At 42.6% G+C, this 17,377-nt stretch carries 14 protein-coding genes and 1 tRNA gene; 6 read left to right on the forward strand and 9 right to left on the reverse strand.

The annotated features are described in order from the left end of the window. Nucleotides 1-46: 46 nt before the first annotated feature. The 6 genes from dxs to mobA are packed head-to-tail and all read left to right on the forward strand — an operon-like array spanning nucleotide 47 to nucleotide 9,494. On the forward strand, nucleotides 47-1,918 hold the full coding sequence (gene dxs, locus CYCPU_RS0107350) for a 1-deoxy-D-xylulose-5-phosphate synthase (RefSeq protein WP_020162368.1): 1,872 nt from the start codon (nucleotides 47-49) through the stop codon (nucleotides 1,916-1,918). A 24-nt stretch (nucleotides 1,919-1,942) separates the two neighbouring features. Further along, a complete protein-coding gene (gene folE2, locus CYCPU_RS0107355) occupies nucleotides 1,943-2,725 on the forward strand; it encodes a GTP cyclohydrolase FolE2 (protein WP_020162369.1) in 783 nt (260 codons plus the stop codon). A 19-nt stretch (nucleotides 2,726-2,744) separates the two neighbouring features. Then, nucleotides 2,745-4,349, forward strand: a complete 1,605-nt coding sequence (gene pckA, locus CYCPU_RS0107360) for a phosphoenolpyruvate carboxykinase (ATP) (protein WP_015006246.1) — start codon at nucleotides 2,745-2,747, stop codon at nucleotides 4,347-4,349. A gap of 55 nt (nucleotides 4,350-4,404) precedes the next feature. Then, on the forward strand, nucleotides 4,405-6,141 hold the full coding sequence (locus CYCPU_RS0107365) for an NAD(P)H-dependent oxidoreductase subunit E (protein WP_232228623.1): 1,737 nt from the start codon (nucleotides 4,405-4,407) through the stop codon (nucleotides 6,139-6,141). Continuing rightward, nucleotides 6,142-8,856, forward strand: a complete 2,715-nt coding sequence (gene fdhF, locus CYCPU_RS0107370) for a formate dehydrogenase subunit alpha (RefSeq protein ID WP_020162371.1) — start codon at nucleotides 6,142-6,144, stop codon at nucleotides 8,854-8,856. After that, the gene (mobA, locus tag CYCPU_RS0107375; RefSeq protein WP_020162372.1) at nucleotides 8,856-9,494 is read left to right on the forward strand and encodes a molybdenum cofactor guanylyltransferase MobA; all 639 of its coding nucleotides are present in this window, start codon (nucleotides 8,856-8,858) and stop codon (nucleotides 9,492-9,494) included. The genes fdhF and mobA overlap by 1 nt, the downstream gene beginning before the upstream one ends. A 2-nt stretch (nucleotides 9,495-9,496) precedes the next feature. On the opposite strand, the gene CYCPU_RS0107380 is transcribed toward mobA, so the two are convergent. The 9 genes from CYCPU_RS0107380 to ftsH form a co-directional block, all read right to left on the reverse strand. Then, the gene (locus CYCPU_RS0107380) at nucleotides 9,497-10,303 is read right to left on the reverse strand and encodes a formate dehydrogenase accessory sulfurtransferase FdhD (protein ID WP_020162373.1); all 807 of its coding nucleotides are present in this window, start codon (nucleotides 10,301-10,303) and stop codon (nucleotides 9,497-9,499) included. A gap of 87 nt (nucleotides 10,304-10,390) precedes the next feature. Next, complete coding sequence (locus CYCPU_RS0107390) at nucleotides 10,391-11,368, reverse strand: malate dehydrogenase (RefSeq protein ID WP_020162374.1); 978 nt, start codon at nucleotides 11,366-11,368, stop codon at nucleotides 10,391-10,393. A 97-nt stretch (nucleotides 11,369-11,465) separates the two neighbouring features. Beyond that, the gene (locus CYCPU_RS0107395; protein ID WP_020162375.1) at nucleotides 11,466-11,786 is read right to left on the reverse strand and encodes a DUF2818 family protein; all 321 of its coding nucleotides are present in this window, start codon (nucleotides 11,784-11,786) and stop codon (nucleotides 11,466-11,468) included. 26 nt (nucleotides 11,787-11,812) lie between these two features. Further along, a tRNA-Leu gene (locus tag CYCPU_RS0107400) sits at nucleotides 11,813-11,898 on the reverse strand. Nucleotides 11,899-11,910: 12 nt separating this feature from the next. After that, nucleotides 11,911-12,309, reverse strand: a complete 399-nt coding sequence (secG, locus tag CYCPU_RS12210; protein ID WP_020162376.1) for a preprotein translocase subunit SecG — start codon at nucleotides 12,307-12,309, stop codon at nucleotides 11,911-11,913. 68 nt (nucleotides 12,310-12,377) lie between these two features. Next, on the reverse strand, nucleotides 12,378-13,124 hold the full coding sequence (gene tpiA, locus CYCPU_RS0107410) for a triose-phosphate isomerase (protein WP_026362629.1): 747 nt from the start codon (nucleotides 13,122-13,124) through the stop codon (nucleotides 12,378-12,380). A gap of 91 nt (nucleotides 13,125-13,215) precedes the next feature. Then, the gene (gene glmM, locus CYCPU_RS0107415) at nucleotides 13,216-14,556 is read right to left on the reverse strand and encodes a phosphoglucosamine mutase (RefSeq protein WP_020162378.1); all 1,341 of its coding nucleotides are present in this window, start codon (nucleotides 14,554-14,556) and stop codon (nucleotides 13,216-13,218) included. Between the two features lie 7 nt (nucleotides 14,557-14,563). Then, complete coding sequence (gene folP / locus CYCPU_RS0107420; RefSeq protein WP_020162379.1) at nucleotides 14,564-15,343, reverse strand: dihydropteroate synthase; 780 nt, start codon at nucleotides 15,341-15,343, stop codon at nucleotides 14,564-14,566. Between the two features lie 52 nt (nucleotides 15,344-15,395). Continuing rightward, nucleotides 15,396-17,318 carry an ATP-dependent zinc metalloprotease FtsH gene (gene ftsH, locus CYCPU_RS0107425; RefSeq protein ID WP_020162380.1) on the reverse strand — a complete coding sequence of 641 codons (1,923 nt, stop codon included), beginning with the start codon at nucleotides 17,316-17,318 and terminating at the stop codon, nucleotides 15,396-15,398. Nucleotides 17,319-17,377: the final 59 nt, after the last annotated feature.

Here is a 17,377-nt window from a genome sequence, read left to right on the forward strand (position 1 = left end):
GCAAACGATAATACGCAACCTTAACCTAACGTATTATGAGCATTACGTGACGCCACTGGCAAAATACCCTATTCTCGATAAAGTTGATATACCAAACGACCTTCGTAACCTTACGGAAGAGGAGCTTATTGGTTTGTCACATGAGCTACGTGAGTTTCTAATTTCCTCCGTCAGTAAATCAGGGGGACATTTATCAGCAGGGCTTGGTACCGTTGAACTGACCATTGCCTTACATTATGTTTTCGACACCCCTACTGATAAATTAATTTGGGATGTTGGACACCAGGCTTACCCACACAAAATTTTAACTGGGCGTAAAGATAAGATTTCAACAATTCGTAAAAAACACGGCGTTACCCCTTTTGTAACACGTGCAGAAAGTGAATACGACGCATTTGGCGTTGGCCACTCGAGTACATCAATCAGTGCCGCTTTAGGTATGGCCATTGCCGCCGCTATAAATAACGATGAAAAACGCACAGTTGCTATTATTGGTGATGGTGGAATAACCGGTGGTATGGCTTTTGAAGCGCTAAATCACGCCGGTGCCTTAGATGCAAATTTACTGGTTATTTTAAACGACAACGACATGTCTATTTCGCCAAATGTCGGGGCGATGAAAAACTATTTAGCTAAAATCTTATCCGGAAAATTCTACACAACCGTAAAAGAAGGTAGCAAAAAGGTGATGGCTAACATGCCCAGTGTTTGGGAGTTGGCAAGACGAACTGAAGAACACGTAAAAGGCATGGTTATACCGGGGACATTATTTGAAGAGATGGGCTTCAACTATATTGGACCTATTGATGGTCACGACCTCCCCACTTTAGTTAAAACATTATCCAACCTAAAAGACTTACAAGGCCCACAATTCTTACACATTGTGACCCAAAAAGGTAAGGGCTACTCCCCTGCTGAAGCGGACCCAATTGGATACCACGGCGTTTCAACCTTTGACCCAAGTAAAGAAAAGTTACCAGAAAAGGCACCTAGTTCAGCCACTTATAGTGAAGTTTTTGGCCAATGGCTTTGTGATATGGCTAAAGAAAATGACAAACTCGTTGGCATTACCCCTGCCATGCGTGAAGGCTCTGGCATGGTGACATTTGAACAGCAATACCCAGAGCGTTTTTTTGATGTTGGTATAGCTGAACAACACGCTGTTACCTTAGCGGCGGGAATGGCTTGCGAAGGCTTACAGCCTGTTGTTGCTATTTATTCAACGTTTTTACAACGTGGATATGATCAACTTATTCACGACGTTGCCTTGCAAAAACTCCCTGTTCTTTTTGCTATTGACCGTGCAGGCTTAGTTGGCCCTGATGGCCCCACTCATGCTGGTTCGTACGACTTTAGCTACCTGCGCTGCATCCCAAATATGGTTATCATGGCGCCCGCTGACGAAAACGAATGTCGACTTATGTTAACAACAGGGATTCAACATAAAGGACCAGTTGCAGTACGTTATCCACGCGGTAAAGGTCCTGGGGTCACTATTAATAATACACTTGATAGCATTCCAATTGGCAAAGCCGTTACTCTAAGGGAAGGCAAAGATATCGCCTTATTAGCATTTGGCTCATCGGTGACACAAGCACTTGAAGTAGCCGAGGAATTTAATTCAACGGTGATCAACATGCGCTTTATAAAACCCTTGGATGAAGACATGATCAAACATATTGCTAGCACTCACAACACGTTGGTGACACTGGAGGAAAATGTTATCAAAGGTGGCGCAGGCAGCGGTGTTAACGAGTTTATTAACCAAGCTTCAATCGATACCAAGGTCTTAAACATTGGCTTGCCAGACCTTAATCTTGAACACGGTTCAAGAGAAGAACTATTGCAAGAAGCAGGTCTCGACACTCAAAGCATAAAAAACTATATAAGCAGCAGCTTAAATAAAACAAACACCTGATACAACACAGCTTACTTACTAAATATGACCATCGAAGACGTACAAAACCACCCAGATTCTAGAAATATGCCCATTAATAAAGTCGGCATAAAGGATATCCGCCACCCATTTGTTTTTGTCGATAGGGACGGTCACCAACGAGCAACTGTTGGCACCTTTAACATGTCTGTCAACTTACCTCATCATCAAAAGGGCACTCATATGTCACGTTTTGTGGCCCTTTTGAATGAAGATTGCCAGCAATTATCTATTAAGGGGTTCAGTGCATTATTAGAAAAAATGACCCACACCCTTGAAGCGGAAACAGGTTACCTAACCACAGAGTTCCTATATTTTGTTAACAAGTCTGCCCCTATTACTGGCGTTAAAAGCTTATTAGACTATCAAATAAAGCTTGACGGGCACTGGTCAAAAAGTGATCACAAAATCAAAATTTCAGTAGTCATCCCCGTTACCAGCTTATGCCCTTGTTCAAAGAAAATCTCTGAATATGGCGCGCATAACCAGCGTTCTCATATCACCGTTACCGCAGAAATTGGTGACAATATTTGCGCTGAAGACATTATCCAGCTGGTTGAAAAGCAGGCATCGAGTGAACTTTTCAGCCTATTAAAAAGGCCTGATGAAAAATACGTAACAGAGCTCGCCTACGACAACCCTAAATTCGTAGAAGATGTCGTAAGGGATATTGCTAGTGCACTTAACGATGACCAGCGAATTTTAGCTTATACCCTAGAAGCTGAAAACTTTGAATCCATACACAATCATTCTGCCTACGCAGTAATCGAAAACAACAAATTAACTTAATAATACCGGAGCTCCAACAATGTCTAACACCATAGACCTCACCCAATACGGGATAACCAACCCTAGCGAAGTTATCTACAACCCTTCTTTCGACCTTTTATTTGAAGAAGAAACTCGAGACGATCTAACAGGCTATGAAAAGGGAACTGTAACTAACTTAGGTGCTGTTGCAGTCGATACCGGTATTTTCACTGGACGCTCACCAAAAGATAAATACATCGTGATGGATGACGTATCACGTGATACCGTTTGGTGGTCTACCCAAGGCAAAAATGATAATAAACCCTTATCAGAAGAAAACTGGGGACACCTTAAAAACATTGTCACTAAACAATTATCTGGTCAACGATTATTTGTTGTAGACACCTACTGTGGTGCCAATAAAGATACCCGTTTGGCGGTACGCTTTATTGTTGAAGTCGCTTGGCAGGCACATTTTGTAAAAAATATGTTTATTCGCCCAACAGAAGAAGAATTGGTTGATTTTGAACCAGACTTCGTTGTTTTAAATGGTGCCAAAACAAATAACCCCGATTGGCAGGAGCACGGCCTTAACTCAGAAAACTTCATTGCTTTCAACCTAACCGAAAAAATGCAGCTTATCGGTGGCACTTGGTATGGTGGTGAAATGAAAAAGGGCATGTTCAGCATGATGAACTACCTGCTTCCACTGCGCGGTATAGCCTCAATGCATTGCTCTGCCAATGTTGGTAAAGATGGCGATGTTGCAGTGTTCTTCGGTTTGTCTGGAACAGGCAAAACAACACTATCCACCGATAAAGACCGTCAATTGATTGGTGATGATGAACATGGCTGGGATGATGATGGCGTGTTTAATTTTGAAGGTGGCTGCTATGCTAAAGTTATCAATTTAAGCGAAGAAGACGAACCTGAAATTTATGGTGCTATTCGTCGCGATGCTCTTTTAGAAAACGTTACTTTATCTGAAGATAACGTCATTCAATTTGCTGATAATTCTAAAACCGAAAACACGCGTGTTTCTTACCCAATTGATCATATTGACAATATTGTTAAGCCAGTTTCAAAAGGTGGCCATGCTAAAAAGGTTATTTTTTTAACCGCCGATGCGTTTGGCGTAACACCGCCGGTCTCAAAATTAACAGCCGCGCAAACTAAATATTATTTCCTATCTGGCTTTACTGCAAAGTTAGCCGGTACTGAACGAGGCATTACAGCGCCAACGCCAACATTCTCAGCGGCCTTCGGTGCAGCATTTTTATCATTACACCCCACCAAATACGCACAGGAATTAGTGAAACGTATGGAGGCTGTTAATGCCGAAGCCTACTTGGTTAATACTGGATGGAACGGCACGGGAAAACGAATTTCGATTAAAGATACCCGCGCTATCATTAATGCAATCCTTGATGGTTCAATTGAAGAAGCAGAAACAACACATATTCCCTACTTCAATTTAGAAATACCAACCGCGTTACCAGGCGTTAACACGGACATTCTTGACCCACGAAACACCTATGAAAATGAAGCTGATTGGGAAAAACGCGCCCATGAGCTTGCTCACTTATTTGAACTTAATTTCGAAAAGTACACAGATAACGAAGAAGGAAAATCTCTCGTAGCTGCTGGGCCGCAACTAAAATAATAACGTCAATCATAAACGTCAACCTCAAAGGCCATGCTCATGCATGGCCTTTTTTGTGGTATCTTTGATAGCTACGTCACCACCGATCTCATCATTATTTATGCCCAATGATCCAAGCCATATCGTCAGACCTGGTAATAAAAAAAAACGTAAAGGGAAGTTTACTGAGAAAGGACGTCAACTCGATGCCAACGCTCAACAAGCGATAAAGCAATTACTTGCTAACAAACCACATCGAAAAGACCTTCTTATTGAGTACTTACACCTTATACAAGATACTTGGTCCTATATCAGCGAACAGCACTTAATGGCCTTGGCAGATATACTAAAATTACCTCAAGCGGCGGTCTATGAAGTTGCCACTTTTTATCATCATTTTGATGTCATCAAAGAAAATGAGGCCGCACCACCACCTATCACAATTCGTGTTTGTCAGTCCTTAAGCTGCTGTCTGGCCGGTGCTGATAATTTAATACTAGAATTAAACAAGCAAAACCCAGAAAACATTCGAATAACATCCGCCCCATGCATGGGTTTATGCAACCAAGCACCCGCTGCTGCTGTTGGCAAAAATTATCTCGGTCAGGTAACCTCCAGCTCGCTCCTGTACGCTGCACAGAACAACCAGACACAGGCCAATGTGCCTACATACCAACGTTATGAACAATACATAAACGCAAACGGGTATCAATTACTCGCATCGCTGAGCAAACAAACTCTCAGCGTCACTGACGCTATTAACGAAATTGAAAAAAGCAATTTAAAAGGTTTAGGTGGGGCGGGGTTTCCTACTGCCAGTAAATTACGTCTTGTAAAAGCCGAGCCCGCTCCTAAGTATTTTTGTGTAAATGCCGATGAAGGCGAACCCGGCACATTTAAAGACAGACATTACTTGTCCACCGCGCCACATCAATTTTTAGAAGGCCTGCTCATCGCAGCATATATTATTGATGCTAATAAAATCTTTATTTATTTGCGCGACGAATACCCCGCCATCCATCAATTATTGCACAACGAAATTCAACTCCTCATTAACCATAAGATCATTAAAGAAGATTATATCGAGGTTAGGCGCGGCGCTGGCGCCTACATTTGCGGCGAAGAATCTGCAATGATTGAATCAATTGAAGGTAAACGTGGCATTCCCCGCCAACGCCCGCCTTATGTTGCCCATCAAGGCTTATTTGGTCGGCCGACCTTAGTACAAAACGTTGAAACCTTGTACTGGATTCCCACAATTTTAACTGATGGCGGTGAGCACTTTGCACAACAAGGTAAAAATGGGGCCAGTGGCTTGCGCACATTTTCAGTATCAGGTCGTATCAATAAACCCGGTGTCATTGTTGCCCCCGCTGGCAGCAATATTCGCGAATTAATTCATTTAGCAGGCGGTATGCTTAAGGGGCATTCATTTAAAGCTTACCTACCGGGCGGTGCCTCTGGTGGTATCTTGCCTTCATCCTTAGACAATATTCCGTTAGATTTTGGCAGCTTAACAGAGTACGGCTGCTTTATAGGTTCGCATGCCATTATTGTTTTATCAGACAAGGATAGCATCAAGGCAACGAGTCAAAACCTACTTGCATTTTTTAATGATGAAAGTTGCGGTCAATGCAGCCCCTGTAGAGTTGGCTGTGAAAAGGCCAGCTCCTTGTTATCCGAACAGCAGTGGAATAAACCACTATTAAAAGAGTTATGTACAACAATGGCTGACGCATCAATCTGCGGACTAGGCCAAGCCGCTCCAAACCCAATTTTATCGAGCATTAAATATTTCGGCGATGAGGTCTAAATGAGCAATTTAGTTTCATTTGTAATAGATGGCAAAAAGGTTTCTGCTGAACCTGAAGAATCAATTTGGCAAGTCGCTAAACGACTCGGCACCACTATTCCGCATTTATGTTTTAACAATAAGCCCGGTTATCGCTCCGATGGCAACTGCCGGGCCTGCATGGTTGAAATTGACGGCGAACGCACACTCGCCGCTTCGTGTTGCAGACACCCTAGCGATGATATGGTCGTTCACACACAGAGTAAACGTGCCACAGCAGCTCGTCGGCTTGTCATCGAATTATTAAGTACCGATGTAGATGAGCAGACGATTGCGGGATCAACTTTCGATAATTTGGTGCAATCCATGGAGATTGGGCCTTCACGATTTCCAAAAAAAGTAACTAACACCCCCGACTTATCTCACCCAGCCATCTCTGTAAAGCTTGATGCCTGTATTCATTGTACGTTGTGCGTTCGTGCCTGCCGAGAAATTCAAGTTAATGGTGTGATTGGTCTAGCTGAGCGAGGTCATGATGAAAAAATAATTTTTGATTTTGACGACCCAATGGGGCAATCCACCTGCGTTGCTTGTGGTGAGTGCGTTCAAGCCTGCCCAACTAATGCACTCTCACCTGCTTCAGCCAAAGTCACTAAGACAGACAAACAAGTACAATCCGTTTGCCCCTATTGCGGTGTAGGTTGCCAAGTTAACTTAAAGGTTAACGATAACAAAATCTGCTCTGTCGAAGGTGCTAATGGCCCCTCTAACCAAGGCCGTTTATGCGTAAAAGGCCGCTTTGGTTTTGATTACATTACATCTGAACAGCGACTTACCGAGCCGCTAATCAGAAAAGAGGGTATCGAAAAAGGCGTTAATATCGACCCAGCTAACCCCTACTCGCATTTTAGAAAAGCCTCTTGGGAAGAAGCACTTAATCTTGCTGCGAAAGGTTTTTCAGACATTAAACAACAGCATGGTGCTGATTCCCTGGCTGGCTTTGGCTCTGCAAAGTGCTCTAATGAAGAAGCTTATATTTTTCAAAAACTAATTCGAGCCGGCTTTGGCACTAATAACGTCGATCACTGCACACGTTTATGTCATGCTTCCTCCGTTGCCGCACTCATGGAAACAATTGGTTCAGGGGCCGTTACCGCACCGTTTATGGCTGCTGAAGACAGCGATTTGATCATCGTTATTGGCGCGAATCCAAGTGAAAACCACCCCGTTGCAGCAACCTTTTTTAAACAAGCTGTCGAGCGCGGTACCGAATTGGTTGTGATGGATCCTAGGGCTCAAGCGTTAAAACAACAAGCAACGCATATGCTACAGTTTACACCGAGCACAGATGTTGCCTTACTGAACGCCATCATGCACGTGATTGTTGATGAAAAACTTTATAATCAACATTATATTGATCAACACACCTCTGGTTTTAAGCTGTTTGCTACACACCTTAAAGACTATGCGCCTGAAAAAATGCAGAGTATTTGCGGCGTAACTGCCGACACCATCAAAACAGTTGCAAGGAAATATGCAACCGCCAAATCTGCCATTATTTTTTGGGGTATGGGCATCTCACAGCATACACACGGAACAGACAATGCGCGTTGCCTTATTTCATTAGCCTTAATGTGTGGTCATATAGGACGCCCCGGCACAGGCCTCCACCCTCTACGCGGCCAGAATAATGTTCAAGGCGCCTCGGATGCTGCTTTAATCCCAATGTTTTACCCCGACTACAAGCCAATAAGTGACTGTGAAACACAAACCTTTTTTGAATCCCTATGGGACACACCCTTGAACCCCAAAGAAGGCTTAACAGTCGTTGAAATTATGCATGCGATACATCGCAACAGCATTAAGTCCATGTACATCATGGGGGAAAATCCCGCCATGTCAGACCCTAATTTAAACCATGCCCGTGCAGCACTGGCTAAATTAGAGCACCTTGTTGTACAAGATATTTTTCTAACCGAAACAGCTATGTTTGCAGACGTTGTTTTACCTGCTACCGCGTGGCCGGAAAAAAATGGTACTGTAACAAACTCAAACAGACAGGTACAAATGGGGCGACAAGCTGTTGAACCACCAGGCAATGCAAAAGCTGACTGGTGGATTACACATCAGATCGCTAAGCGTTTAGGTTTAGAGTGGCCCTATTCAACACCAAAAGATATCTATCAAGAAATGCTGTTAGCCATGCCCTCATTAGCTAACATCAGCTGGGAACGTCTTGAGCAAGAGCATTCCGTCACCTACCCTTGCCCGTCCCCTAAGGAAGCTGGTCACGATATCGTTTTTGCCGATGGTTTCCCCACCGAAGACGGACGCGGAAAATTTATCCCTGCAAGCTTTTTGCCGGCTAATGACAAATTAGACACCGAATACGACTTTATTCTGACAACAGGCAGACTACTAGAACATTGGCACACTGGCGCAATAACTCGACGTAGTGAAGTACTCAACACACTCGAACCAGAAGCTTTTGTTCAAATGAGCCCCACCGATTGTTCAGCGCTTAAGGTACAAGCAGGCGACATGGTTTGCATTTCAAGCCGCCGAGGATCTATTAACATCAAGGTTCGTGTTGACCATAAAGTACAAACTGGCCTCATATTCATCCCGTTTTCTTACGTCGAAGCAGCGGCTAATTTATTAACCAGTCATGATCTTGACCCCTTTGGAAAAATACCTGAATACAAGTTCTCAGCTGTCAAAGTAGAGCCAATTTAATGCCCAACAACTCAAATAAAATTATCGGCGTCATCCTATCAGGTGGCCTCTCGAGAAGGATGAACAACCAGGACAAGGGCTTCATTCAACTCGCTCATAAGCCTCTTTTTGAACACGTATTAGAGCGATTGTCTCCTCAATGCGACTCAATTATTATTAGTAGTAACAAGGAGAGCCAGCAACTGTCTTCTTATGACTTACCTATTATTAAAGATTCATTAGAAGGGTTCTTAGGACCTTTAGCCGGGCTTTTAGCCTGCATGCAGTGGGTAAGAAAGCATCAACCCGGTGTACAATGGATTGCCTCTGTGCCCGTTGATACGCCTTTTATACCCCAAAATTTAGTCTCCACGCTTTATCAATCAATGCTTGAAAACACCGCCGATATTGCCTGCGCCACTTCAAATGGTCGCACACACCCCGTTATTGCCTTATGGCCAATTAGGCTACTTGATGACCTGGAAGCTGCACTAAGCAAGGAGAATATACGCAAAATTGATTTATGGACATCTCGCTACAAAGTCTCCCTCCCAGACTTCAGTGATAGCTTGCTTGACCCTTTCTATAACATTAATTGTCATGAGGATTTAGTGCACGCCGAAGCGTTGCTACGTAAGCCGAATGAAAATACAGCCTAAACTTAAGCTGTTACATCAAACACTATCCGCTCGGCCCCATTCAAAACTTGAAAATGTTGCCCTTTTGCTCGCGAAATTAAAGTTACATCAAACTCGCAGGCAAGCTCAAACCCCATCTTAGTGGCCCCAGAACGAGACAATAATATAGGCACCCCCATTTGCGCGACCTTGATAACCATTTCAGAGGTTAAACGCCCTGTTGTGTAGAAAACACAGTCATCACCTTTAATACCCTTCAACCACATATGGCCAGCAATTGTATCAACGGCATTATGACGCCCTACGTCTTCAACAAAGAACAATACCTCCTTACCTTTACAAAGCGCACAACCATGAACAGCACCCGCCTTTTTATAGACTTGGTTACGTTGCCCAAAATGATTAAGCAAATAATACAATACAGATTGTTCAATACTACGTTTGGCTAACACCTGCCCCTTTAAACTCTCAACAACATTACCAAACATCGTGCCTTGTCCACACCCTGAAGTAATTGTTCGACGTGCTTTTAATTTCTCAATATTAGGCTTATTTTTACTCGATACAATCACTGCAGCATTGGTTTGCCAATCAACTTGAAGTACCTTTATATCGCCGATAGTCTCAAAGAAGGTTTGATTTTTAAGGTAACCCAACACCAACAATTCAGGAAAAGAGCCCATCGTCATTAAGGTTACTATTTCTTTTTTATCGATATAGATGGTTAGCGCACGTTCTTCAACCAATTCAATTTCAATCGACTGCCCCTTTTCATTGACGGCAAAAACACAGGATGAACCCTTAATTTTTGACGCTGTCATCTCGATCATTATGTTTTCTCTTCTAAAATTAACCCCTTATAACACGCAAAAAAAAAGCCATGCAAATGCATGGCTTTTTTTAAACGCATAGAACAATTAAAGCAGGTGCTTTACACCATCACGTTCTTCTTTAAGCTCATTTTCCGTTGCGGTCATTCTTTCGCGACTGAAATCATTAATTTCAAGACCTTGAACGATTGAATAGTCACCGTCTTTAACAGTCACAGGGAATGAGTAAATTAAACCTTCTTCAATACCATAGCTTCCATCACTTGGAATTCCCATACTCACCCAATCGCCGTCTGCTGTTCCTTGCACCCACGTACGCATATGGTCTAATGCAGAACTGGCAGCAGACGCTGCGCTTGATAAGCCACGTGCTTTAATAATGGCAGCGCCACGTTGTTGAACAGCAGGAATAAAGTCATCGGCATACCAGCTTGCATCGACCTTAGATAACGCATCTTCACCGTTGATTAAGCAATTGTGAAGGTCTGGGTATTGTGTTGCTGAGTGGTTGCCCCAGATTGTCATCTTAGTAACGTCCGTATTATGATTACCCGTTTTTTCGGCCAATAAGCTCATCGCACGATTATGGTCTAAACGTGTCATTGCTGTGAAGTTACGTGGGTCAAGGTCTGGTGCATTATTCATCGCAATCAATGCATTTGTATTTGCAGGGTTACCCACCACTAATACACGAACATCACGTTTAGCAACTTTATTTAAGGCTTTACCTTGTACCGAAAAGATGGCCGCATTTGCTTCCAACAAGTCTTTACGTTCCATACCAGGACCACGTGGACGAGCACCCACTAAGAATGCAAAATCGATATCTTTAAAGGCAACTTCAGCATCATCAGACATTGAAACACTTTGTAATAAAGGAAATGCACAATCGTTCAATTCCATAACCGCACCCTCAAGCGCACCTAAAGCAGGTGTAATTTCTAATAGGTGTAAACAAATTGGCTGATCTGGGCCTAAAAAGTCGCCAGATGCTATACGAAATAATAATGAGTACGAAATTTGACCAGCGGCGCCGGTAACGGCTACATGAACAGGTGCTTTCATTTCTAACAATCTCCTTAATAAAAAAGATGAATTATAGCTGATATTCGACTTTTTTTACTTAAAAACCACCATTCCTTATTAGTTATAAGGTATTAAGCTATTCTTTTTCTCGAGATTTAAGAATTTTTTTTAAATCGTAATGATAGATAAAGCTCGGCAAAGCAAAGACAACAAATAAACATACTGTAACCACGTAGAACTCCCAGTTCTGCGCAGTATTTGTTCCCATTATTTTGTATTCCAAAGCAAAGCCAACACTGAACGTCAGCACATACCAACATAGCCATTCAAACCAGCGAAACCAGCCTGATTTATGCGCGATTTGTCTAATACAAAAAAGTTTATCGCTTAACCATGGCAAATTAGCCATAAGAATCGAAAAAATCAGAAAGATAACAATTGTAAATTGATTACTCATCAATGAATTTTAATGCTTATAATTATTGGTGCCGAGAGCGGGATTTGAACCCGCACGTCCATAGGACACTACCCCCTCAAGATAGCGTGTCTACCAATTCCACCACCTCGGCAAATCCATTCAGTTAATCAGGAATGGGCAGGTCATCAGCAAGCTTCATACCATTTTGCTTAACCAGCTCATCTGTTGGTTCCACAAGGTTGTTGATTAAGTCCGCAGGCGTAGCTTCTGTTGATTTTGCTGGTTGTGAAACCGTCAAGCCATCAATAATATCTTCAGGTGCTGCTCTATTGCCTCCTAGATAAGCAAGCGCTAGACTTGTTGAAAAAAACAATGCGGCCAAAATAGCTGTCGAACGACTTAAAAAAGAGCCGGAACCTTTAGCACCAAATACCGTACCGGATGCACCACTGCCAAATGCTGCGCCAGCATCAGCGCCTTTACCATGCTGAATCAAAATCAACCCTATCATCAATGCTGCAATAACCACATGCACTGATAAAACTATTCCAAACACACTCATTCTCTTATCCTTCTATACCTAAACGGTATGAGTTTTATTACGGCAGAACTTACCTACCAAGTTTATTTTTACGCTTTTTGGCAAATTGAGACAAACGCTTTTGCATCCAAGGATGCGCCACCTATCAAACCACCATCAATATCTTTTTGTCCAAACAATGACAATGCATTATCTGGTTTTACACTTCCGCCATATAAAATGCGAAGCATGTTAGCTGCATTTATATCTCTCTCGCTAACCAATGCTCTTATAAAAGCATGCACCTTTTGAGCTTCTTCAGGGGAGGCCGTTAACCCCGTTCCAATGGCCCAAACGGGTTCATAAGCCAGAACCAGTTGCGTCAAATCTACAGCGCTATTATTTAATAACGCCTCAACCTGATCTTTAATTACATCAAATGTAGCACCAGACTTGTATTCTTCCTGTGTTTCACCAACACAATAAACAGGAGTAACTCCAGTCATTTGGGCTGCCAGCACTTTCTTAACCAGCTGCGCATTTGCTTCATTAAATAGTGTTCGCCTTTCTGAGTGACCTATTAGTACCCAGCTACAGCCAACATCTTCCAACATATGCGCCGACACTTCACCGGTATATGCCCCAGACTGATACTCTGAAACAGTTTGAGCACCTATGGTTATAACTGTCGGTTTAGTTATTTCTTGTGCAGCCGTTATATAGACGAAAGGCACGCAGACTCCTATATCGCACGTTATTTTATCATCAATTGTCGTTTCAATTGCACGTAAAATTTCACTTGTTGAGTCAAGTGAACCATTCATCTTCCAGTTTCCAATAACCAGTGATCGACGCATCAAACTTCTTACCTTAAAAACGAGCAAGGTTAGCGGCTATTCAGCAATAAATCAATCTTAATTAAGCGAGCACTCACGCCCAATTCACCCCTTAAGCGTCAAGTAGGCTTTCAACTGTTTTACTAAGGTCCATTGCCAGTTTTTCCACTAACTTCACATCTTCGCCTTCTACCATTACCCTAACTAATGGTTCTGTGCCAGAAGGCCTTAACAATACTCTTCCAGCGCCTTTTAAAACCTTCTCGATAGAAGCAACGGCTTTATTAATATCATCCGTCATCGCAAACTTTTTAGCACCACTTAGCTTCACATTAATCATACATTGAGGATACTTTTGAATATCACTTTTTAGTTCATTCAAAGAGGTGCTCTCGCGCATCATAATCTCAATCACTTGTAGAGCTGAAATAATTCCATCACCTGTTGTCGTTCTATCAGCACAAATTATATGCCCAGACCCTTCACCACCCAAGATTGACTCTGATTCATTCATCAACTGAATAACATGCCGGTCTCCAACTGCTGAGCGTAATAAGTCAATACCTAATCTATTGAGTGCGTGTTCAACGCCTAGATTAGTCATCAATGTTCCTACAACAGATGAACCTGAATAACCATTTGATTGACGACCTTTGGCTAAAATATACAAAATATCATCACCATCCAACACTTCGCCTAAGTGGTCAACCATGATTAATCGATCGCCATCGCCATCTAATGCCACACCAAAGTCAGCATTATTGGATAAAACCGTCTCGGTTAACGCCTGAGGGTTAGTTGCTCCGCAACCATCATTAATATTAATGCCGTTTGGCTCAGCACCTATTTTAATCACCTCCGCACCTAATTCACTAAACACATAAGGAGCAATGTGATAGGTAGAGCCGTGTGCGCAATCGACAACCATTTTTAAAGAAGATAAGTCGATCATTGAAGAAATTGTGCTTTTACAAAACTCTATGTATCGACCCGCCGCATCATTAATACGGTTAGCTTTACCTAACCGAGACGATTCCACAACGATGAGTGGCTCGTCCATTTTTTGTTCTATCGCTTGCTCTATCTCATCGGCAAGCTTTTCACCTTCACTAGAAAAAAACTTTATACCATTATCATAATGAGGGTTATGTGAAGCACTAATGACTATTCCTGCATTGGCACGGAGCGTTCTCGTTAAATATGCAATTCCTGGGGTTGGCATAGGACCTAATAACTGAACATTTGCGCCTGCTGCAACTAAACCAGCCTCTAATGCTGATTCAAACATATAACCGGAAATACGAGTATCTTTACCAATTACAATTTTACAATGCCCTTGTTGCTCGAACACTCTCCCGGTCGCCCAACCCAGCTTTAAAATAAATTCGGGAGTAATGACCCCTTCCCCAACTAAGCCTCTAATACCATCGGTACCAAAATATTTTCTTGTCATAGTTTCCTCATTTGGCAGCCTGAACAGCCATATAGACTTTTAACGCATCAGCTGTTTCAGCAACATCATGCACACGAACAATAGACGCACCATTAGCCACTGCTAACAACGCGGCACTAACACTGCCAATTAATCTCTCATCGACTTTTTTATCTAATAACTGACCAAACATTGATTTTCTTGATAGGCCAGCCAATATTGGGCAGCCATGGCTCTCAAACTCTTTAAGTTTCGCCAATAATGTCAGGTTATGTTGTAAGGCTTTACCAAAGCCAAACCCTGGGTCTAATATAATCTTCCCTTTAGCAATACCGACTTGCTCACAGGCCGCTATACGCTGAGCAAAAAATTCATTCAGCTCTTCAACCACATTAAGGTAATATGGTTGATCTTGCATCGTGGTAGGGTCTGCTTGCATATGCATTAAACAGACAGGCACTCCTAAAGAAGCCGCCATATCCAGTGAACCCGGTCTCTGTAAGGCATACACATCATTGATAAAGTCCGCTCCGGCCTCTATGGCAGCCTTCATAACATCAGCTTTGCTGGTATCAATTGAAATGGCAATATCCGATTTAAGTCGAATCCCTTCAATAACAGGAACCACCCTTAGGATTTCCTCGTGTGTAGAAACAGGTAATGCATTAGGCCGTGTAGATTCACCGCCAATATCAATAATTGTGGCGCCTTGCTCAGCCATCTTCAAGGCATGTTGCACCGCTGATTCTATCTGTGTAAAAGAACCTCCGTCAGAAAAAGAATCCGGCGTAATATTAAGAACCCCCATAATTTGGGGGCTCTTTAGATCAAATATTTGGTCAAGACGACTCTTCACAGCATTAAGGTTGTTCAGCAGGGCCTCCAATAGTCGGCTTTGACTCCTTATCTGTAGCGTCTTTATCTTCTATCGTCGCTTTCCCTGAACCAGATTGATCATCATTTTCCCAATCTTTAGGTTCACTCACTGGCTGACGAGCCATTAATTGGTCTAATTGATCGCTATCAAGTGTTTCATACTTCATTAACGCTTCTGACATAGAGTGTAAAATATCAATATTTTCAGTCAATAAGCTCTTAGCACGCTCGTAGTTTCTATCAATAAACACTCTAACTTCTTTATTAATAAGCTCGGCTGTTTCATCCGAAATCATCTTAGTTTGACCACCAGAATGCCCCATTGCATTTTCATCTTCTCCGTAATTTAATGCGCCAAGTTTTTCTGAAAAACCCCATTGAGTTACCATATTTCTAGCAATAGCGGACGCTCTTTCAATATCGTTTGATGCACCAGTTGTTACCGCTTCTTCACCAAAGATAATTTCCTCTGCTAAGCGACCACCATATAAGCTTGATAATTGACTTTCTAACTTCTGTTTACTGATACTAATTTGATCTTGCTCAGGTAAGAACATTGTGACACCTAACGCTCGCCCACGTGGAATGATGGTCACCTTATAGACAGGATCGTGCTCAGGCACTAAGCGACCAACAATTGCATGACCTGATTCGTGATATGCCGTGCACCTTTTTTCGTCTTCACTCATCACCATAGAACGACGTTCTGCGCCCATTAACACCTTATCTTTAGCGTTCTCCATGTCGTTCATATCAACTAACTTCTTATCAGCTCTAGCCGCAAATAATGCCGCTTCGTTTACCAAGTTAGCCAAATCTGCACCTGAAAAGCCCGGTGTGCCTCGTGCAATCACATTAGGGTTAACACTGTCACCGAGAGGCACCTTTTTAAGGTGCACTTTTAAGATTTGCTCGCGCCCTCTAATATCTGGTAAAGGAACAACCACTTGTCGATCAAAACGACCTGGGCGTAATAAGGCCGGGTCTAAAACATCAGGACGGTTAGTCGCGGCAATAACAATCACCCCTTCATTACCAGAAAACCCGTCCATCTCAACCAATAATTGGTTCAAGGTTTGCTCACGCTCATCATTACCACCACCAATACCAATACCACGGGCACGGCCAACCGCATCAATCTCATCGATAAAAATAATACACGGTGCGTTTTTCTTGGCTTGTTCAAACATGTCTCGAACACGTGAAGCCCCTACACCAACAAACATTTCAACAAAATCAGAACCCGATATGCTGAAAAAAGGCACTTTAGCTTCACCAGCAATCGCCTTCGCTAACAAGGTTTTACCTGTACCAGGCGAACCCGACATTAAAATTCCGCGTGGGATTAAACCACCTAATTTTCGAAACTTACTAGGGTCTGTTAAAAAATCAACAACCTCTCCAACCTCTTCTTTTGCTTCTTGAACACCCGCCACATCAGCAAACGTTACTTTTATTTCATCTTCACTTAATAGTTTCGCTTTGCTTTTACCAAAGGACATTGCTCCACGACCACCGGCACCGCCTCCGCCACCTTGCATTTGGCGCATAAAGAATATCCACACACCAATCAACAAGAGCATCGGGAACCATGATATTAAAATTGACATAAGCACCGATTGCTCTTCAGGTGGTTTGGCAATAATTTCAACACCATTTTTTAGTAAGTCATCAACAAGGTGAATATCACCAGGACTACGTGTTGTAAAACGCTCACCTAACGTAGTTTGACCACTAATATTAGGCCCATCTATGGACACTTTACTAACCTGGCCTGCATTAACAGCACTGATAAACTGCGAATAACTTAAATTACTAGTTGATGATTGTTTTGATCCACCAAAATTATTGAATACGGACATCAGCACGACGGCGATTACCACCCACATAATAATGTTCTTAACCATTTCGTTCAAAGTGTTACTCCCTCGTGATGTTTATGACAGTGCTCAATTAAACTGTTATT

This window comes from Cycloclasticus pugetii PS-1, assembly GCF_000384415.1.
Lineage (GTDB): Bacteria > Pseudomonadota > Gammaproteobacteria > Methylococcales > Cycloclasticaceae > Cycloclasticus > Cycloclasticus pugetii.